This is a genomic window from Enterobacter cloacae complex sp. SHL022, assembly GCF_049237785.1.
In the GTDB taxonomy this organism is placed as follows: domain Bacteria; phylum Pseudomonadota; class Gammaproteobacteria; order Enterobacterales; family Enterobacteriaceae; genus Enterobacter; species Enterobacter hormaechei_C.
In genome coordinates this window covers 580,104-598,389 of the sequence record NZ_JBMKJH010000001.1, presented here as the reverse complement: position 1 = coordinate 598,389, position 18,286 = coordinate 580,104, and the positions used below count along the sequence as shown (strand labels likewise).

General features: G+C 55.3%; 17 protein-coding genes. 5 read left to right on the top strand and 12 right to left on the bottom strand.

The window, feature by feature from the left end; genetic code table 11:
• The first annotated feature begins 228 nt into the window (after window positions 1-228).
• Window positions 229-573 carry a YejG family protein gene (locus ACOTZD_RS02815; RefSeq protein WP_003859372.1) on the top strand — a complete coding sequence of 115 codons (345 nt, stop codon included), beginning with the start codon at window positions 229-231 and terminating at the stop codon, window positions 571-573.
• Between the two features lie 3 nt (window positions 574-576).
• Here ACOTZD_RS02815 and yejF read toward each other — a convergent pair whose 3' ends face one another.
• The 9 genes from yejF to ACOTZD_RS02770 form a co-directional block, all read right to left on the bottom strand.
• Window positions 577-2,166, bottom strand: a complete 1,590-nt coding sequence (gene yejF, locus ACOTZD_RS02810) for a microcin C ABC transporter ATP-binding protein YejF (RefSeq protein WP_174402082.1) — start codon at window positions 2,164-2,166, stop codon at window positions 577-579.
• Between the two features lies 1 nt (window position 2,167).
• The gene (locus ACOTZD_RS02805) at window positions 2,168-3,193 is read right to left on the bottom strand and encodes a microcin C ABC transporter permease (protein WP_174402081.1); all 1,026 of its coding nucleotides are present in this window, start codon (window positions 3,191-3,193) and stop codon (window positions 2,168-2,170) included.
• Entirely contained in the window at window positions 3,193-4,287 is a 1,095-nt protein-coding gene (locus tag ACOTZD_RS02800; protein ID WP_137041822.1) for a microcin C ABC transporter permease YejB, read from the bottom strand. Before ACOTZD_RS02800 ends, ACOTZD_RS02805 begins: the two co-directional genes overlap by 1 nt.
• Before the next feature lie 9 nt (window positions 4,288-4,296).
• Window positions 4,297-6,102, bottom strand: a complete 1,806-nt coding sequence (locus ACOTZD_RS02795; protein WP_174402080.1) for an extracellular solute-binding protein — start codon at window positions 6,100-6,102, stop codon at window positions 4,297-4,299.
• 75 nt (window positions 6,103-6,177) lie between these two features.
• Window positions 6,178-7,731: a cyclic di-GMP phosphodiesterase gene (locus ACOTZD_RS02790; RefSeq protein ID WP_003859366.1), complete on the bottom strand. Its 1,554-nt coding sequence runs from the start codon at window positions 7,729-7,731 to the stop codon at window positions 6,178-6,180.
• Window positions 7,732-7,858: 127 nt separating this feature from the next.
• Window positions 7,859-8,428: a bifunctional murein DD-endopeptidase/murein LD-carboxypeptidase gene (mepS, locus tag ACOTZD_RS02785; RefSeq protein ID WP_003859364.1), complete on the bottom strand. Its 570-nt coding sequence runs from the start codon at window positions 8,426-8,428 to the stop codon at window positions 7,859-7,861.
• A 415-nt stretch (window positions 8,429-8,843) separates the two neighbouring features.
• Window positions 8,844-9,557, bottom strand: a complete 714-nt coding sequence (locus tag ACOTZD_RS02780; protein WP_174402079.1) for a phosphatase PAP2 family protein — start codon at window positions 9,555-9,557, stop codon at window positions 8,844-8,846.
• Between the two features lie 33 nt (window positions 9,558-9,590).
• Complete coding sequence (locus ACOTZD_RS02775; protein WP_045331129.1) at window positions 9,591-10,577, bottom strand: CobW family GTP-binding protein; 987 nt, start codon at window positions 10,575-10,577, stop codon at window positions 9,591-9,593.
• 123 nt (window positions 10,578-10,700) lie between these two features.
• A complete protein-coding gene (locus ACOTZD_RS02770) occupies window positions 10,701-12,167 on the bottom strand; it encodes a mannitol dehydrogenase family protein (protein ID WP_059371104.1) in 1,467 nt (488 codons plus the stop codon).
• Window positions 12,168-12,372: 205 nt separating this feature from the next.
• On the opposite strand from ACOTZD_RS02770, the gene uxuA reads away from it, so the two are divergent.
• Window positions 12,373-13,563, top strand: a complete 1,191-nt coding sequence (gene uxuA / locus ACOTZD_RS02765; protein WP_072139471.1) for a mannonate dehydratase — start codon at window positions 12,373-12,375, stop codon at window positions 13,561-13,563.
• A 116-nt stretch (window positions 13,564-13,679) separates the two neighbouring features.
• On the opposite strand, the gene yeiP is transcribed toward uxuA, so the two are convergent.
• Window positions 13,680-14,252 carry an elongation factor P-like protein YeiP gene (gene yeiP / locus ACOTZD_RS02760; RefSeq protein WP_003859355.1) on the bottom strand — a complete coding sequence of 191 codons (573 nt, stop codon included), beginning with the start codon at window positions 14,250-14,252 and terminating at the stop codon, window positions 13,680-13,682.
• Between the two features lie 164 nt (window positions 14,253-14,416).
• Here yeiP and ACOTZD_RS02755 point away from each other — a divergent pair, with 164 nt between their 5' ends.
• On the top strand, window positions 14,417-14,671 hold the full coding sequence (locus ACOTZD_RS02755) for a zinc/iron-chelating domain-containing protein (RefSeq protein WP_023324973.1): 255 nt from the start codon (window positions 14,417-14,419) through the stop codon (window positions 14,669-14,671).
• Here the strand turns inward: ACOTZD_RS02755 and setB are convergent.
• Together setB and ACOTZD_RS02745 are read right to left on the bottom strand one after the other, a co-directional pair.
• On the bottom strand, window positions 14,668-15,849 hold the full coding sequence (setB, locus tag ACOTZD_RS02750) for a sugar efflux transporter SetB (RefSeq protein ID WP_032609703.1): 1,182 nt from the start codon (window positions 15,847-15,849) through the stop codon (window positions 14,668-14,670). The genes ACOTZD_RS02755 and setB overlap by 4 nt on opposite strands.
• 103 nt (window positions 15,850-15,952) lie before the next feature.
• On the bottom strand, window positions 15,953-16,132 hold the full coding sequence (locus ACOTZD_RS02745) for a hypothetical protein (RefSeq protein ID WP_136129487.1): 180 nt from the start codon (window positions 16,130-16,132) through the stop codon (window positions 15,953-15,955).
• A 75-nt stretch (window positions 16,133-16,207) separates the two neighbouring features.
• Between ACOTZD_RS02745 and fruB the strand changes: the two genes are divergently transcribed.
• Complete coding sequence (fruB, locus tag ACOTZD_RS02740; protein ID WP_003859349.1) at window positions 16,208-17,338, top strand: fused PTS fructose transporter subunit IIA/HPr protein; 1,131 nt, start codon at window positions 16,208-16,210, stop codon at window positions 17,336-17,338.
• Window positions 17,338-18,276 carry a 1-phosphofructokinase gene (fruK, locus tag ACOTZD_RS02735; RefSeq protein WP_006811313.1) on the top strand — a complete coding sequence of 313 codons (939 nt, stop codon included), beginning with the start codon at window positions 17,338-17,340 and terminating at the stop codon, window positions 18,274-18,276. The genes fruB and fruK overlap by 1 nt, the downstream gene beginning before the upstream one ends.
• Window positions 18,277-18,286 lie beyond the last annotated feature (10 nt).

Sequence of the window (18,286 nt, the reverse complement as noted above, 5' to 3'; positions counted from 1 at the left end):
CCTACGTTCGTTTACCCTGTGTTTGTTTCTTTTATGTAAAATCTATTTATGTAAAAAGTCACATCATTGTATTTAAAAAGGTTGAGTTAGATCGCAGAAACGGGTACATATAGCGCCGACGCGAGCCTGCAACGCCTATAAAATCCGCTAAACAGTGCAGGTTGGCGATGATGTGTTACTATAAATGTAAATAAATTGTGAAGTAAATTTGCTTCCGGGGATCTGAACGTGAATACATTACAACTCTCCATTGTCCATCGCTTGCCCCAGAGCTATCGCTGGTCGACGGGTTTTGCTGGTTCGAAAGTTGAACCGATTCCGCAAAGCGTTGCCGGGGAGGATAATTGCCTGGTGGCGCTCAAACTGCTCAGCCCGAGCGATGAAAATGCGTGGCCGGTTATGGAACGTCTCAGCCAGGCGCTGACGGACATCGAAGTGGACAGCTCCGTGCTGGAATGCGAAGGTGAGCCGTGCCTGTTTGTTAACAGCCAGGATGAGTTTGCCGCCACCTGTCGTCTGAAAAACTTCGGCGTGGCCATTGCCGAGCCGTTCTCCGGTCAATACCCTTTCTGAGTGCTAGTCAGCGGACAATAGCTGGCGCGTGTAATCCTGCGCAGGCGCAGTGAATACGCGCTGGCACTCTCCCTGCTCCACGACTTCTCCCTGCCGCAATACCACCACCTGATGGCAAAGCGCACGCACCACCTGTAAATCGTGGCTGATAAAGATATAGGCCAGCCGATGCTTTTCCTGTAGCCCCTTCAGCAGCACCAGAATTTGCGCCTGCACGGTGCGGTCCAGGGAAGAGGTTGGCTCGTCCAGCACGATCAGCTCAGGTTTCAGGATCAGCGCGCGGGCAATCGCTATACGCTGGCGCTGTCCGCCAGAAAACTCAGCCGGATACCGGTGCCGGGTCTCGGGATCTAAACCCACTTCCTCCATCACCCGCTTCACGTCGATTTCACGCTGTTGCGCCGTCATTGTCGGCTGGTGGACGCGCAGGCCCTCTTCAATAATCTGTAATACGCTCAGGCGCGGGTTAAGCGAAGAGTTTGGATCCTGAAATACCACCTGCATCCGCGGGCGGACAGGAAGCATCATCCGGCGATTCAGGTTTTGCAGCGGCATGCCGTCAAAGACAATGCTTCCCTGAGAGGCGATCAGGCGCAGCAGCGCCAGGCCGGTGGTGCTTTTGCCCGAGCCGGATTCGCCCACAAGCCCAAGCGACTCGCCCGGACGCAGAGCGAAACTCATGTCTTTCAGGACATGATTGTGATCGACCACGCGACGGAGAATGCCTTTGCGGATCGGGAATGACACCGACAGCCCCTCAACCCTCAGCAACGGCGCGCTGTCAGCGTTAAGCGGAACCGGGTCGCCAGCGGGTTCGCTATCGAGCAGGCGCTGTGTATACGGGTGCTGAGGCGCGCTCAGCAGGACGGATGCCCGGTTCTGTTCCACGCAGCGGCCGTTTTGCATCACGGCCACCGTGTCAGCAAGCTTTTTCACGATGCTCAGGTTGTGCGTAATGAACAACAGGCTCATTTTCAGCTCGTCGCGAAGCTCGCGCAGCAGTTGCAGAATTTGCGCCTGCACCGTGACGTCCAGCGCGGTGGTGGGTTCATCGGCAATCAGCAGTTCGGGGCGCGTGAGCAGGGCCATTGCGATCATCACGCGCTGGCGCTCGCCGCCGGAAAGCTGGTGCGGGAAATCGTTCAGCCGTTTCGCCGCATGACGAATACCGGTGCGTTCAAGGCAGTCCAGAATTTCACCCCGCGCTGCCTCTTTACGCATTCCCCGATGAAGGGACAGCACTTCATAGAGCTGTTTTTCCAGCGTATGCAGAGGGTTGAGCGACACCATCGGCTCCTGAAAAATCATGGCGATGTTATTGCCACGAATGCCGCGCAGGGTTTGCTCGTCAGCGTTCAGCAGCGATTGTCCATGGAACAGAATATCCCCCTGCGGATAGCTGACCGGCGGGGAGGGGAGCAGGCGCAGCACCGAAAGTGCCGAGACGCTTTTACCGGAACCGGATTCCCCGACCAGCGCCAGCGTCTCTCCGCGCTGGATCTGCAACGATAAATCCGTCACTACCGTGCGTGATTCGCCCTGCTTTGAAAACGCAATCGACAGGTTTTCTATGCTCAGAAGAGGCCGGGTCATGTCATACCGCCTTGTTGGGATCGAAGGCATCGCGCACGGCTTCGCCAATAAAAATCAGCAGGGAAAGCAGCACCGCCACGGAGAGGAATGCGGTGATGCCCAGCCAGGGGGCCTGGAGATTGTTTTTGCCCTGCAACAGCAGTTCGCCAAGGGACGGTGAGCCCAGTGGCAAACCGAAACCAAGAAAATCAAGCGACGTCAGGGTGGTAATGGAGCTGCACAAAATAAACGGCAGGAAGGTGAGGGTCGCCACCACCGCATTGGGAAGCATGTGGCGGAAGATGATTGCGCGATCGCTCACGCCTAACGCTTGCGCGGCGCGAATATAGTCGTAATTCCGCGTGCGCAGAAACTCCGCGCGCACCACGCCGACCAGCGCCATCCAGCCGAACAGGACGGTGATCCCGAGCAGCCACCAGAAGCCAGGCTGTACCACACTGGACAGCAGGATAATCAGAAACAGCGTTGGCATACCGGACCAGACTTCAATCACGCGCTGTCCCCATAAATCTATTTTACCCCCGTAATAGCCTTGCACGGTGCCCGCCACAACGCCCATTACGCTGCTAAAGAGCGTCAGCAGCAGCCCAAACAGGAGCGAGATGCGGGTGCCATAGAGGATGCGCGCCAGCACATCGCCGCCGTTGGCGTCCGTTCCCAGCCAGTTTTGCGCGGAAGGCGGCGAAGGGAAGGGGGTAGACGTGGCGAAGTTAATACTGTTCGCGCCAAAACGAATCGGTGCCCAGATAGCCCAGCCGTGCTGCGCTATCTGCTCACGTAACCAGGGATCCTGGTACTCGGCTGGCGTCGCAAATGGGCCGCCAAAATCGCTTTCGCTATAGGTAGTAAGCACCGGTACATACCAGCGGTCTTTGAAATGCACCAGCAGGGGTTTATCGTTGGCAATCAGTTCCGAACACATACTTAAGGCGAACAGGACGGCGAAGATCCACAGCGACCAGTAGCCGCGACGGTTGTGGCGAAAGCGCGCCCAGCGGGCCTGATTGACGGGGCTTAAACGCGACATCAGCGGCCCTCAAAATCGATACGGGGATCGACCAGCGTATAGCTGATATCGCTGATGATGTTCAGCAGCAGGCCGATCAGGGTGAAAATGTAGAGTGTGCCAAACATCACCGGATAATCACGGGAGACGGTGGCCTCATAGCCCAGCAGCCCTAATCCGTTGAGCGAGAACATCACTTCTATCAGCAACGAGCCGGTAAAAAACATACTGATGAACGTGGCGGGGAAACCTGCAATCACCAGCAGCATGGCGTTACGAAAAACGTGCTTCCACATGATCTGCTTTTCACCGACGCCTTTGGCGCGCGCGGTGACGACGTACTGTTTGCGGATCTCATCAAGAAAGGCGTTTTTGGTCAGCATCGTAAGCGCCGCAAAACCGCCGATGACCGTCGCCAGCACCGGCAGCGTGATGTGCCAGAAGTAATCGGTGATTTTCTGATACCACGGCAGCGTGCTGAAATCCGCGGAGACCAGCCCGCGCAGCGGGAAGAGGTCGAAATAACTGCCGCCTGCGAAAAAAACAATCAACAGCACGGCAAACAGAAACGCCGGAATAGCGTAGCCGATGATAATAAACGTACTGCTCCAGATATCGAAACGGCTACCGTTGTAGACCGCTTTCCTTATCCCCAGCGGAATGGAGACCAGATAAATAATCAGCGTCCCCCACAGTCCGAGCGTGATGGAAACCGGCAGGCTTTGTTTGATCAGGGTTAACACCGAGGCGCTGCGAAACAGGCTGTCGCCAAAATCGAAACGGACATAATCCCATAGCATCCTGAAATAGCGCTCGTGCAGCGGCTTGTCAAAACCATAGCGATGGGTGATCTCGGCGATCACCTCCGGATCCAGACCCCGACCGCCCCGGTAGTGGCTTTCGCTGATGTTGCCCACGCCCGTCCGGGCATGGCTGGCCCCCATTCCTTCGCCGCCGCCGCCCGGCATGCCGCCAGCGTGACCAAATTCTATTGCCGCAATCGCCTGGTCCACCGGACCGCCGGGGGCGATCTGGACGATAAAAAAGTTAATGGTAATGATGGCCCACAGCGTCGGGATCACTAACAGCAGCCGGCGGATAAGATAAACGCCCATCGTCACTCCTTAACGCCGCTCTGCGGGCAATTTTACGGCTTTATTCACGTCATACCACCAGGTGTCAAAGCCGAGGGTGTAAACCGGGCGAACGGCAGGCAGGGAGAATTTATCCCAGCGGGCCACGCGATCTTCGCCCATATACCACATCGGCAGCATGTAATAGTTCCAGGTTAATACCCGATCGAGCGCGCGGCCAAGCGGCAGAAGCTTGTTCTTATCGCCCTGAGCGGCCACAATTTTTGCAATCAGCGCATCAATCACCGGGCTCTTTACGCCCGGGGCGTTGTAGGAGGAGTCGATATACCCCGATGCCCAGGAGATTTGCAGATCTGAACTCGGCCACGGCTGGGCGGCCCACAGGGTCTGCATCATATCGTAATCGCGACTGCGCTTGCGGTTAGTCAACTGGGCCATATCGACCTGGCGGATATTCATAGTGACGCCAAACCGGGCAAGGTTCTTCTTAAACGGCAGCACCCACTGATCGTTTGCGCCAGAGGCAATCAGCAGTTCGAAGCTGAGCGGTTTACCGGTTTGCGCATTAACCCGTTGCCGATTTTTCAGCACCCAGCCAGCGTCATCCAGCAGGTTGCTGGCTTTCAGCAGGTTGTCCCGGTCGAACCCGTTTCCGTCGGATTTGGGCGGTTCAAATATGCGGGTGAACACCTCCGGCGGTAGCTCCGCTTTCATTGGCGCCAGCAAAACCAGCTCGTCCGCGTGGGGATAATCACGGGCGGCATATTCAGTATTCTGGAAATAGCTGTTCGCCCGGCTGTAGGCTCCGTAAAACAGCGCTTTGTTCATCCATTCGAAATCAAACGCCAGGGTAATGGCTTCACGCACCCGACGATCGGAAAAAACCGGGCGCTGAATATTAAACGCCAGCCAGCGCGTGTCCTGCGCGGATTCGTTTTTGTGTTCGTCTTTAACGATATAGCCTTTCGCGAAATTTTTTCCGATATAGCGGGTCGCCCAGTTTTTGGCGCTGTTCTCGACACGTAAATCAAATGCGCCTGCCTTAAATGCCTCGAAGGCCACGTTATCATCCAGGTAGTAGTCGTAGCGGATTGTATCGAAGTTCCAGCGGCCCCGGTTTACCGGCAGCGTGGCTGCCCAGTAATCTTTCACACGGGAATAGATCACATACTGGCCCATTCGCCAGTCGGTAATGCGATACGGCCCTCCGGCCAGCGGCGGGGTAGAGAGGGGATCGCTCAGCTTATGGTTTTTCCAGAAGGATTCGGGCATGACGGGCAGGGAGAACAGGCTCAGCATATTCTCTTTGTTCGCCTCAGGGAGTTCGATTCGCACGGTCAGCGGGGCGATGGCTTTCACCGTGGTGCCCTTGTACACCAGACGAAACTGCGGCACGCCTTCGGTCATAAATTTATGAAAGGTGAACGCCACGTCGCGGGCGCTAACCGGCGTACCGTCGTGAAAACGCGCCCGCGGATTAATCGCGATTTCTGCCCAGCTGAAATCATCGGCGTAACGTACGTTCTCGGCGACCAGGGGATAATAGCTGCCGGGCTCGTCGTCGGAGGTGACGAACAGCGTGTCATAGAGGGATTCGGTACGCGCTGCCGCTACGCCGCGCAGGGCAAAGCGGTTAAAGTTGTCAAATGTTCCCGTGGCGGAAAGCGTCACGTTTCCGCCTTTCGGGGCGGCTGGGTTGACGTAATCGTAGTGGTTAAAGTTAACCGCGTACTTCGGCTCGCCAATGACGGCAAAGGCCGTGCTCTCTTTGATGGTCTGCGCCTGGCTCGACAGGCTCACCAGCGCCAACAGCGTCAACACAACGCGCATAATCATAGTGCGGCGGATCCCTTTGTTCACAGACAGGCTCGGTTGAACAGAATAATAAGGGACAGCGCCGTGATTGTGAAATTATTCCCCGAGCGTGATATCGGGTTGCCACGTCCTGAACTGCTCCAGCGGCATCGGGCGGCCAATCCAGTAGCCCTGAAGATAGTTTACGCCATGCTCGCGCAGCCACGCCGCCTGCTCGGGCGTTTCAACACCCTCGGCGACGGTTATCATATTCAGACGTTCTGCCAGCGTCAGCACCGCGTCAAGCACTGGCGAGGTGACGGTTTCAGTCCCGATGGCATTCACGAAGCCACGGTCAATTTTCAGGTAATCCATCGTGAAGCGTTCCAGATAGATCAGCGCGCTGTGGCCAGTGCCAAAATCATCGATGGCGATTTCAAAACCTTCATTGTGCAGCCATTCGAACAGCTGATTTGCCTCGCGGTGGTTAATCATGTCGCGCTCGGTTATTTCCAGCACAATCTGGAAGTGATCGGGCGGAAGGGCGGCGAGAAACGCGCGCATATCCTCTTTAAAGCTTTCCGCATGCAGATGCCCGGGCGCGATGTTGATCCCAAACTTGGCCCCAGGCGGGAGCACCGTTTGCAGGACAGGGGCATCGCGGATAATCAGGTCAAAAAGATGCAGCGTCAGCGGGACAATCAGCTTCTGCGCTTCAGCGAAGTTAATAAAGGCATCCGGTGGAATTTCGCCCATCACCGGATGCTTCCAGCGCATCAGGACTTCCAGCCCGGTCATTCTGAGCGACTGCGCATCCACGACGGGTTGATAGACCACGTAAAACTGGTCGTGCTTGATGGCCGTGAGGATCTCTTTCCCCGGATTGAGACGGATAGTAAGAATATAGAAATTCAACAGGCCCGCCGCGATACCGCAGACCAGGCCGAAAAACACCGCGTAGAGCAGTTCATCGGTTGTCCAGGCTTGCGCATAAACGTTAACGGTCAATGGAATATTTTTCAGCGTGGCGCTACGGGCAGGGACGTCAGGCAAATCCCGCGCCTGGATCAGCATTCCGGACTGTGTAGATAACGCGGAATCGCCAATGACGATCGATATCCCGGCAAATTCATCCTGACGTGACGTATAGAGAAGATAAGGCGACAGGTTGAGGTTGACGGACGTAAACACGCCGCCGTCTTTCACCAGCGGATTGCGATACCAGATGGCGATCGCGGGCTTATCCGGCAGCATTGGCGTGCCCGGCAGGAGCGCGATATCAACAGGTTTGCTGATATGTAGCTGAGGGATAAGCTTTTCCATCGGGGTATTCATCGGGCCTGTTGCCGAGGAGCAGAAGGCCTGTTTATCCCTGACCAGCAAAAAGGCGCGCACGTTGATGCTAAAGGCCGCCCGGGAGGTCAGGGCGGCACTCACTTCCTCGCAGCTGTTCAGCGTGAGTGGCTGGAGCGTATCAATCGACATTTTGAGCTCATCGAAATAGCTCTCCATGTAAACGCTTAAATCGGTAATGAGAGTATCGAATCTGACGTCTCGCTTGTGATAACTCCAGTAAAACTGTAATGCTCCCAGAAGCAGGGCAGTGAATAACCCTGTAAGGAAACTGATAAACAGTATCTTGCGGTTGCTGGAGAAGTAGCGGGTTAACATAGATGTCGTGATTCCTGAAATGCCGCTGGATAGTTATCAGTGTAACGGGCAAAAAAAAACACTGCCGGAGCAGTGCTTTTTTTATCGTATCGCCAGCCAAGGGATAACCAACGATACGACAACAATATTAACTACGGCTCAGAACGCGGCGAGCTTCGTTGTAGCGTTTCTTCCAGTAAGGTTCGTTCATGCTGGAAATCGTCACACCGCTGCTGGTGGAAGCATGGACAAACTGATCGTTACCGATATAGATGCCAACGTGTCGACCGGTTGAACCTGCTCTGAACAGGACTAAATCGCCCGTGCGTAGTTTAGTACGCGAAATGGACTTGCCCATTTCCTGCTGTTCATAGGTAGAACGCGGAAGGTCTAACCCAAACTGCTCACGGAACGTGCGCTGTACGAAAGCGGAACAATCGATGCCTTTCTTGGTGCTGCCGCCCAGACGGTAACGCACGCCTTTCCAGTCAGCATACTGATCCATAATACGCGACTTAACGTCGAGATTACGTACCATATTTTCAAATTCATCCTGAGAGGCTTGCAGTGAAGAGGAATCTTCCATTCCCACAACACGCGTCTCAGGATGCATATTCTTCGCGGTATTCGTCGTACTACATGCCGAAAGCAGAACCGCCACTGCAATCGCCGGGATCCCCCGCAAGATATATCTCAAGATTGGTTGAGATTTGACCATTTTGTTTGTTTTCCCTTGAAGTCCTTAACGAAAATATCGTTATAAAAATGCCAACCGTGACGAGACTAATTATCTGTTCACAATGAGACAATTCTTTATGGTGAAAACTGTGGCTCAACGCACAAAATTATTCACCATGATAATAATTATCTCAGTGGGGCAAAACGAGTTTGAGGTTAACCGATTGCACGGGGTATTGCGAGCAAAAAAGTCCGATTTTTTATAAGAAAATGTGATACACAAAGTTACAGCGCGGAATTGCTCAAAATGCCGCCATTCATACCGATAATCCCTGCAATTGCTTCATTTTTATCACGAATTGTATGACAGGATGATGACAGCGTTGAATGACGCCGGAAAGAAGAGACTCAGGGACCGAAAACGATCCCCGATGAATGGTGTTAATTTGCGTTATTTATTTGTTTCTGACTTGTTTAAATTTACCGGGAAGATAGCGATCAAAAATACCTATTACGCGATCGCTCAGTGGGGTCATCAGCACCCACGGTAAACCAATTAACACCGCCGTGAGGGAGCCTACGACGATATCTGTCAGCCAGTGAGCACCAATCATCACTCGCGGGAATGCAAATACCACCACAATAACCAGGGCGATGGCGAAGGCTTTTTTACCAAAATAGCGCAGCATGAAGCCAGCAAAAATCAGCAGCATCATACCGTGGTCGCCCGGGAAGCTGTCCTTCGACGCGTCTTTGGTTGGAATATGAAGCAGCTCGCTGACGCGGTTAATATTCGGGAAAAAGAGCGAAGGACTGGCGCGTTTAACTGGCATCAGATGCTGCGCCAGCTGGTTGATAATCACGGCTGCCAGCAGCATCACCAGACCGATAATCAGAATACGGCGACGACCCGTTTTGTCTTCCTTCAGCCAGAAGGAGAGCATCAGACAGCCCATTGCCAGCAGCGAACAGCCGTCAAACGCGCGGTTGTTGGTGATCGCCACCAGCCACAGGAAGGCTTCACTCTTCGCCAGCGCCTGGTTAAAGAAGTGGAACAGCCCGGAATCCAGCGGGAACCAGAAACCGTGATCCGCCGGGATATACCAGGAGAAAAAGAGCGCCAGACCGGCAGCGTTGAGCAATAAAATAGCAGGAAGTCGAGTCGTCATAGTCTTCAGCAATGTGTGAAATCAGGGGCAACGTTAGCCGCCCAAACTTAAACGAAGCTTCAACAGGCTTGACTGGAGAGCATTCCAGTCGGTATTAACCGCACTAATTAACTCTATCCGGCTGTCGGGTGGCGCGACATTCTGGGTTTCAATAAAGAAATCCTCGCCCTGACGGTTAATGCGCACCAGACCATCCGGAGTGCGCATGATCCCTTTTACCCGCTCAACCGGCGCCAGTCTCGCCCATTCCAGTATACCAATGGTGTCGAAAACCGTATCGGCATCGAAGATCCACCCGCAGGCCTGGTGCCCCTGACCGCTGTTCAAATTTCGACGCCAGCGCTGATGTTCCGGCAGGCTCAGTGCAGCCAGGCCTTGCTTCGTGCCGTGGCTATGCGAATGCTCTGCGCTGGCAGGCAGTTGCGTCTGGTTGAGGCGGGGAAGATCGAGCAGGGCGCCATCAATGTTGCCCTGGGTGGTCTGCACGTACTGACGTCCACCGCCAGCCTGCTGCCACCAGGACTCGAACGCGGCCTGACTCTCAGCCGTCGCGCGATCGGATTTATTCGCCACGATAATATCTGCCGAGGCGAGCTGGTCGCGGAAATTGTCGTTGTTGATCGTTTTTTCATCCAGCAGCTGGCGGGGGTCTAACAGGCAAAGCGTCGCACGCAGCTCAAGCCACGGCTCGTATACCGGGGCGGTCAGTAAATCAAGGATTTGCTTAGGATGACCCAGCCCGGTAGGCTCAATCAGCAACCGGTCCGGCTTGCCCTGACGCAGCAGCGTATTCAGCCCGACCTGCATCGGCAGACCATTCACGCAGCACATACACCCGCCCGGGATCTCTTTCACCATCGCGCCGCTGTCGGCGAGCAACGCGCCGTCGATGCCGACTTCCCCAAATTCGTTGACCAGCACGGCCCACTTTTCCGCCGGATCTTTATTGGCCAGCAAATGCAGAATGGACGTAGTTTTACCGCTGCCGAGAAAACCGGTGATCAGGTTGGTTTTGGTCACGTGCGCTCCGATAAATAATTGTGATGTAGTAACAACTACCTATCATCCTGACGAAAAAATCGGGCATTGAGAAGAGGGAGGGCGAACGGAGCGTAATGCCGTTCGCCATAAACGCAATAATCGCTAAATTTTTAACGTTTCGATAACGGCCTGGTGCGCGCCGAGCCGGACGAGGCGCTGGTACGCGCCGGTAATTGCCTCGACAAAGACAGGGTTTTGCGGCAGGTCGTCGCCAAAGATTTCATTTAACGTCAGCAGGGCGCTAACGCGTTCTGCGTCGCTGCTGGTGGCGACAATGGCCTGAAACTTGTCGCTCAGCGGATCGCGGACGTCAATGGCGTTGCCCTGTTCGTCCGTACCGCTGACGTAGCGCATCCAGCCCGCCACCCCCAGCGCCAGTAATGGCCAGGCGGTGTTACGCTCAAGATGCATGCGGATCCCATCCAGCATGCGCTGAGGCAGCTTCTGGCTGCCGTCCATGGCGATTTGCCATGGACGATGCTGAAGGGCCGGGTTGGCGAAGCGGTTAAGCAGGCTGTCAGCATAGGCTGTCAGATCAACGTTGGTGATGCGCAGCGTAGGGGCCTGCTCATTCAGCATCAGCCTGCGGGCAGCCTCGCGGAAACTGTCGTCCTGCATACATTCATTTATGTGCGCGTAGCCAGCAAGGTAGCCCAGATACGCGAGGAAGGAGTGGCTGCCGTTCAGCATCCGAAGCTTCATCTGCTCCCAGGGCAGGACATCCTCAACCATCTGTACGCCTGCAACCTCCCACTCCGGACGTCCGGCGACAAAGTTATCTTCCACTACCCACTGAATGAACGGTTCACAGCTGATGGCGCAGGGATCTTCAACGCCAAGTTCCTGGGTGATTTCCGCGAGTGAGGCGTCGGTGGCGGCGGGCACGATTCGGTCGACCATGGTGCCAGGGAAGCTCACGTGCGCCTCGATCCATGCGGCCAGCTCTGCGGAACGCTTTCCGGCCATGCCGAGAACGGCATTTTTCACCACGTGGCCGTTGTCGGGAATATTGTCGCAGGAGAGCACGGTAAACGCCGGCAGGCCACGCTCGCGGCGGCGATGAAGCGCTTCGACCAGAATACCCGGTGCGGAATGTGGTTCAGACGGATGCTCGAGATCGTGCAGGATGCGGCTGTTCTGCATATCCAGTTTTCCCGTCGCCGGATCGATGCAGTAGCCTTTTTCGGTAATGGTGAGGGAGACAATTGCCACCTGTGGTTCGCAGAACTTCTCAATAATGGCTGCCAGCGAGTCGAGTTTGGCGTTCAGGCACTCTTTTACTGCACCGATAATAATGGGCTGATTGCCTTCGGCACCTTTCTCCAGAACGGTAAACAGATGATCCTGCGCCCGGAGCTGGCGCATAAGGACATCGCCGCTAAAGAGGCTAATCTCACAAATTCCCCAGTCGCCTCCTCTGGCATTTAGTACCCGGTTTGTTAACAACGCCTGATGCGCCCGGTGGAACGCGCCAAAACCGAAATGGACGATGCGGGAGCGTAACTGCTCGCGATCGTAGCGGGGCTGCTGGACATGAGCAGGAAGCGCGGTGGAGGCAATAGTCTTCATGTAGTACACACCTGATTAACCATTAATTAACAATGCCAGTGTAAAGTTATATGACAACAAATTAAATTGGTAAGCCGTAAATATCCCTGTTATGTGAGTTTGATCAATCAATGTCACGCGCTGTATTGACCACTTCGATTAAACATGTATGGTAGTCGTCATTGAGGTAACATATATTGGTATAACAACTTGAGAGGGTGGGGCAATGGAACAAACCTGGCGTTGGTACGGGCCGAACGATCCGGTTTCTCTTGATGATGTGCGTCAGGCTGGCGCAACGGGTGTGGTCACGGCGCTGCATCATATTCCGAACGGTCAGGTGTGGCCGGTGGAGGAAATCCAAAAGCGTCAGGCTCAGCTGGCAGAGAAGGGGTTAACCTGGTCTGTTGTGGAAAGTATTCCGGTTCACGAAGATATCAAAACCCACTCCGGTGAGTGTGATACCTGGATTGCGAATTATCAGCAGAGCATTCGTAACCTGGCAGCCTGCGGTATTGATACCGTCTGCTACAACTTTATGCCGATTCTGGACTGGACGCGTACCGACCTGGAATATGTAATGGCCGATGGTTCGAAGGCGCTGCGTTTCGATCAAATCGCTTTTGCGGCTTTCGAGCTGCACATTCTGAAGCGTCCGGGTGCGGAAGCAGACTACACCGCCGAAGAGCAGCAGCAGGCGCTGGCGTGGTTCAATGCCGCCAGTGAAGCGGACATTGAGAAGCTGGTTCGCAATATCATCGCGGGCCTGCCGGGGGCGGAAGAGGGCTATACCCTCGATCAGTTCCGCGCGCGCCTGGCGGAATATGGCGATATCGATAAAAACCAGCTGCGTGAAAACATGGCGCGCTTCCTGCGCGCTATCGTGCCGGTGGCAGAAGAAGTCGGCGTGCGGCTGGCGGTTCATCCGGACGATCCACCGCGTCCTATCCTCGGCCTGCCGCGTATTGTGTCTACGATTGAAGATATGCAGTGGCTAAAAGAGACGGTGGATAGCATCTACAACGGCTTTACCATGTGTACGGGCTCGTATGGGGTGCGGGCGGATAACGATCTGGTGCGGATGATCGAAACCTTCGGCGATCGCATTCATTTCACCCACCTGCGTGCAACCTGCCGTGAAGAGAATCCAAAAACCTTCCACGAAGCAGCCCATCTTGGCGGCGACGTGAACATGGTTGCGGTGGTGGATGCCATTCTCTCTGAAGAGGTTCGTCGTAAGCAGGCAGGAGATGTTCGTCCTATCCCGTTCCGTCCGGATCACGGGCACCAGATGCTGGACGATCTGCGCAAGAAAACGAATCCAGGGTATTCGGCGATTGGCCGTCTGAAAGGGATGGCGGAAGTGCGCGGTATCGAGATGGCGCTGAAAATGACGAAGTATCCTGAACTTCTTTAAGTCTCATTGCCCGGTGGCGCTACGCTTACCGGGCCTACGAAAAACCGGCTCTGAGGCCGGTTTTTGTGTTTTTGTAGGCCGGGTAAGGCGTAGCCGCCACCCGGCAAATGCCACAATCAGTCAGCACGACCCATATAGCGTTTTTCTTCGATATGGATACGGATTTTCTCGCCCGCCGACAGGTACTCTGGCACCTGTACGACCAGACCGGTAGTCAGGGTAGCCGGTTTGTTACGCGCACTTGCAGACGCGCCTTTGATGCCCGGTGCCGTTTCAACAATTTCCAAATCAACGGTCTGCGGCAGTTCCAGCGCCAGCAGCACGCCATCCCAGGTCAGCACCTGCATGTCCGGCATCCCACCTTCAGGAATAAACAGCAGCTCTTCTTCGATCTGATCTTTGGTGAAGATATACGGGGTGTAATCTTCTTTATCCATGAACACGTATTCGTTGCCGTCAATGTAGGAAAAATCAACGTAGCGACGGGTCAGGGTTACGGTATCGACGATATCGTCGCCTTTAAAACGTTCTTCCACTTTCAGGCCGGTGCGGACATCGGAGAAACGCATTTTGTACAGCGTTGCTGCGCCACGGGCGCTGGGTGCCTGAATGTCGATATCTTTCACAATCAGCAGTTTGCCGTTGTAATTCAGTACCATACCTTTCTTAATTTCGTTCGCTCTTGGCATTGCAGTAATCCTGTTTACGGGAGGTAAAAAATATCGCGCCAAATTACTCGCGCGCGGCCTTTCAGGCAAGCGGAATTCGTGGGTTTTGCTATCAATACATAAAAGGTGTTACTGTGCGCGCAATGCCCGACTGCGCGGGTATCAGCCACCAACAGAGGGCATGTATGGATTGTCGTTCCGACTGTGGCGCGTGCTGTACCGCACCGTCCATCTCAAGCCCCATTCCAGGCATGCCGGCGGGCAAGCCTGCCAATACCCGCTGCGTTCAGCTCTCTGACACTAACCTGTGCATGATCTTTGGCTCGCCTTTACGCCCGAAGGTGTGCTCCGGGCTCCAGCCAACCGCCGAAATGTGCGGCAGTACGCGCCAGCAGGCCATCACTTATCTGCTTGAGCTGGAAGCGCTCACCGCGCCTTAAACGTCTTTGATTCGCGTCAGGCAGCTCAGCGTCATGACGCACATCACCAGCGCAATCCAGAACACCGTATGATAGTTCCAGATTTCAGCCACAACGCCCGCCAGTGAGCCTGCAATAATCCAGCCCACGCGGGTGGTATTCGTATAAAGGGTGGTGGCAGAGCCTGCCTGACCCGGCATCAGGTCCTGAAAGTAGAGCATGCCGATACCGGCCAGAATACCGATGTAAATGGCGTTCAGCAGCTGTAAAGCCAGAAGCAGGGCTGGCGTATGAACCGTCAGCATACCGACATAAAACAGCAGCCCGGCTACGGCGGCGACGCGCATCAAAAAGCGCTTGCCGAAGCGCTTCGCGTAATAACCCGCAATCAGCATGGTGGGGATCTCAAGCCCCGCGGCGGTTCCCATCATGATCCCGGCCAGCTTCTCCGGCAGATGCAGCTCATCAATAATAAACAGCGGCATATTAATGATATAGAGGCTGTTCGTTCCCCACATCAGCGTACAGATAATGAATAACAGCAGCGCGTCGCGGCGGTTGCGTCGCGGAGCTTCCAGCGTACCAGTCGCCACTTTCGGCTCTTTACGCATGGAGGGCAGGAAGAACCAGACCATCGCGCCGCATACCACGAAGGCCACGGCTGCGCTGAGGTACATCACCGTAAAGCCAAAACCCATCGCCAGCGCGTAGGCAAGCGGGGGGCCAATCACCCACGCCAGCGACACCTGCGCGCGCAGTATCGAGCTGAACATCACCGCTTCCCGCCCGGTGTGGTCGGCATGCTCGCGGGCAAGGGCGAACATCTGCGGGTTGGCGGTCGAGCCGAAGCTGCTCAGGAAGACGCCCACGAACAGCAGAATGAAGTAGTTACGGTTCCAGGCAAACAGCAGGCAGGCAAATACCCCGAGCAGGCAGCAAAAAACGATCAGGCTTTTGCGATCGCCTTTGCGGTCTGAACGACCGGCAAGAAACTGGCTGACAAAAATGCCAATGATGGCGCTCCCGGTAAAGAAGAAGCCAACCATCGCCGGGCGGGCGTGGACTTCGTTGGTCAGAAAGAGGCTCAGCGTAGGCGTTTGTAACGCACCGGCAATACCGGTGAGGAAAGCAACGATCAAAAACGCCGTTGACGTCAAATCAAAGGGCTTTGGTGAGGCGGCAGCGGGGGTGTTATGCATGTTCAGTCTTTGCGAGTAACAGAGAGAGGCGGAGTTTACGCCGCCCGTCATTAAATAAACAGAGGGTAAAGTCAAGATTGCTACAAAAAATCAAAATGGCATTTCACTTTCGCGCCGCCTCGCTGAAGCGTGCTGAACCTGTTTGCTGAACATCAACAAAATCCCCTGAACTGAAGAAGAAATGTGCTGCACTTCTAAATTCTGCAACAAGAAATGTAACTTTTCTTGCAACCTTTTGTAGAAAAGACAAGACTTCTTGAAACGTTTCAGCGCTATCTTGCATGTCCTGAAGAAGCAGGTTAGCGCCTATTTTCTCAGTTAAGCTGAAACGATTCAATTTCAGCAGGAGAGGAGAATCATGTTCCAGTTATCTGTTCAGGATATTCACCCGGGCGAACAGGCCGGGAATAAAGAAGAGGCTATTCGCCAGGTCGCCGCTGCGCTCGTGCAGGCTGGCAACGTGGCTGACGGCTACGTCAACGGCATGCTGGCGCGTGAACAGCAGACCTCCACCTTCCTCGGTAACGGTATTGCAATTCCGCACGGCACCACGGACACCCGCGATCAGGTGCTGAAAACCGGTGTGCAGGTCTTCCAGTTCCCGCAGGGCGTGCTGTGGGGCGAGGGTCAGGTGGCTTATGTGGCGATCGGCATCGCGGCCAGCGGTGACGAACACCTGGGCCTGCTGCGTCAGCTGACGCACGTGCTGAGTGATGATGCCGTCGCGGAACAGCTTAAATCCGCCACCACTGCTGAAGAACTGCGTGCCCTGCTGATGGGCGAAAAACAGAGCGAAGCGCTGAAGCTGGATAATGAAACCCTGACGCTGGACGTCGTTGCGTCCGATCTGGTAACGCTCCAGGCGCTGAATGCGGCTCGCCTGAAAGAGGTCGGTGCGGCGGATACCGCTTTTGTGACGCGCGCAATCAATGATAAGCCATTAAACCTGGGGCAGGGCATCTGGCTGAACGACAGCGCTGAAGGTAACCTGCGCAGCGCTATCGCGGTCAGCCGTGCTGCGGTTGCCTTTGAGACCGACGGCGAACGCGCCGCGATGCTGGTAACGGTTGCCATGACTGACGATCAGCCGGTTTCCGTGCTGAAGCGTCTGGGCGATCTGCTGCTGAACAATAAAGCTGAAAAACTGCTGAACGCAGACGCGGCGACGGTGCTGGCTCTGCTGACCAGCGACGATGCGCTGACGGATGACCTGCTGAGCGCAGAGTACGTGGTGCGTAACGAACATGGCCTGCATGCCCGTCCGGGCACCATGCTGGTGAATACCATTAAACAATTTGAAAGTGAGATCACCGTGACCAATCTGGACGGTTCGGGTAAACCAGCCAACGGGCGCAGCCTGATGAAAGTTGTCGCGCTGGGCGTGAAGAAAGGCCATCGTCTGCGCTTTACCGCGCAGGGTGCGGATGCTGAACAGGCGCTGAAAGCGATTGGCGACGCCATCGCGGCTGGTCTGGGGGAGGGCGCATAATGAGCAGACGTGTTGCGACCATTACGCTGAACCCGGCTTACGATCTGGTGGGGTTCTGCCCGGAAATTGAGCGTGGCGAAGTTAACCTGGTGCGGACGACCGGCCTGCATGCCGCAGGGAAAGGCATTAACGTGGCGAAAGTGCTGAAAGATCTCGGCATCGACGTCACCGTTGGCGGCTTCCTCGGTAAAGACAACCAGGACGGTTTTCAGCAGCTGTTCAGCGAGTTGGGCATCGCCAACCGTTTTCAGGTTGTGCAGGGCCGTACCCGCATTAACGTTAAGCTGACCGAGAAAGACGGTGAAGTGACCGATCTGAACTTCTCCGGCTTCGAAGTGACCCCGGCTGACTGGGAGCGCTTTGTTGCCGATTCCCTGAGCTGGCTGGGCCAGTTTGACATGGTGTGCGTCAGCGGCAGTCTGCCCTCCGGCGTTAGCCCGGAAGCGTTCACCGACTGGATGACGCGCCTGCGCAGCCAGTGCCCGTGCATTATTTTCGACAGCAGCCGCGACGCGCTGGTCGCCGGTCTGAAAGCCTCTCCGTGGCTGGTTAAGCCTAATCGCCGCGAACTGGAGATCTGGGCGGGCCGTAAGCTGCCAGAATTAAAGGATGTGATTGACGCTGCCCATGCGCTGCGCGAGCAGGGTATCGCTCACGTGGTGATTTCGCTGGGTGCAGAAGGTGCCCTGTGGGTTAACGCCTCCGGGGAATGGATTGCCAAACCGCCTTCAATGGAGGTGGTCAGCACCGTGGGTGCCGGGGATTCGATGGTTGGCGGTCTGATCTACGGTCTGCTGATGCGCGAATCCAGTGAACATACCTTACGTCTTGCTACCGCCGTTGCGGCCCTGGCCGTGAGCCAGAGCAATGTCGGTATTACCGATCGTACCCAGTTAGCCGCGATGATGGCGCGCGTTGACTTAAAACCTTTTAACTAACAGCAGGAGA

Excerpts from the sequence above, each read along its gene's own strand:
- yejF (WP_174402082.1), bottom strand. The coding sequence starts at position 2,166 with ATGACCCGGCCTCTTCTGAGCATAGAAAACCTGTCGATTGCGTTTTCA.
- ACOTZD_RS02805 (WP_174402081.1), bottom strand. The coding sequence starts at position 3,193 with ATGTCGCGTTTAAGCCCCGTCAATCAGGCCCGCTGGGCGCGCTTTCGC.
- ACOTZD_RS02800 (WP_137041822.1), bottom strand. The coding sequence starts at position 4,287 with ATGGGCGTTTATCTTATCCGCCGGCTGCTGTTAGTGATCCCGACGCTG.
- ACOTZD_RS02795 (WP_174402080.1), bottom strand. The coding sequence starts at position 6,102 with ATGATTATGCGCGTTGTGTTGACGCTGTTGGCGCTGGTGAGCCTGTCG.
- ACOTZD_RS02790 (WP_003859366.1), bottom strand. The coding sequence starts at position 7,731 with ATGTTAACCCGCTACTTCTCCAGCAACCGCAAGATACTGTTTATCAGT.
- mepS (WP_003859364.1), bottom strand. The coding sequence starts at position 8,428 with ATGGTCAAATCTCAACCAATCTTGAGATATATCTTGCGGGGGATCCCG.
- ACOTZD_RS02780 (WP_174402079.1), bottom strand. The coding sequence starts at position 9,557 with ATGACGACTCGACTTCCTGCTATTTTATTGCTCAACGCTGCCGGTCTG.
- ACOTZD_RS02770 (WP_059371104.1), bottom strand. The coding sequence starts at position 12,167 with ATGAAGACTATTGCCTCCACCGCGCTTCCTGCTCATGTCCAGCAGCCC.
- uxuA (WP_072139471.1), top strand. The coding sequence starts at position 12,373 with ATGGAACAAACCTGGCGTTGGTACGGGCCGAACGATCCGGTTTCTCTT.
- yeiP (WP_003859355.1), bottom strand. The coding sequence starts at position 14,252 with ATGCCAAGAGCGAACGAAATTAAGAAAGGTATGGTACTGAATTACAAC.
- ACOTZD_RS02755 (WP_023324973.1), top strand. The coding sequence starts at position 14,417 with ATGGATTGTCGTTCCGACTGTGGCGCGTGCTGTACCGCACCGTCCATC.
- setB (WP_032609703.1), bottom strand. The coding sequence starts at position 15,849 with ATGCATAACACCCCCGCTGCCGCCTCACCAAAGCCCTTTGATTTGACG.
- ACOTZD_RS02745 (WP_136129487.1), bottom strand. The coding sequence starts at position 16,132 with ATGCAAGATAGCGCTGAAACGTTTCAAGAAGTCTTGTCTTTTCTACAA.
- fruB (WP_003859349.1), top strand. The coding sequence starts at position 16,208 with ATGTTCCAGTTATCTGTTCAGGATATTCACCCGGGCGAACAGGCCGGG.
- fruK (WP_006811313.1), top strand. The coding sequence starts at position 17,338 with ATGAGCAGACGTGTTGCGACCATTACGCTGAACCCGGCTTACGATCTG.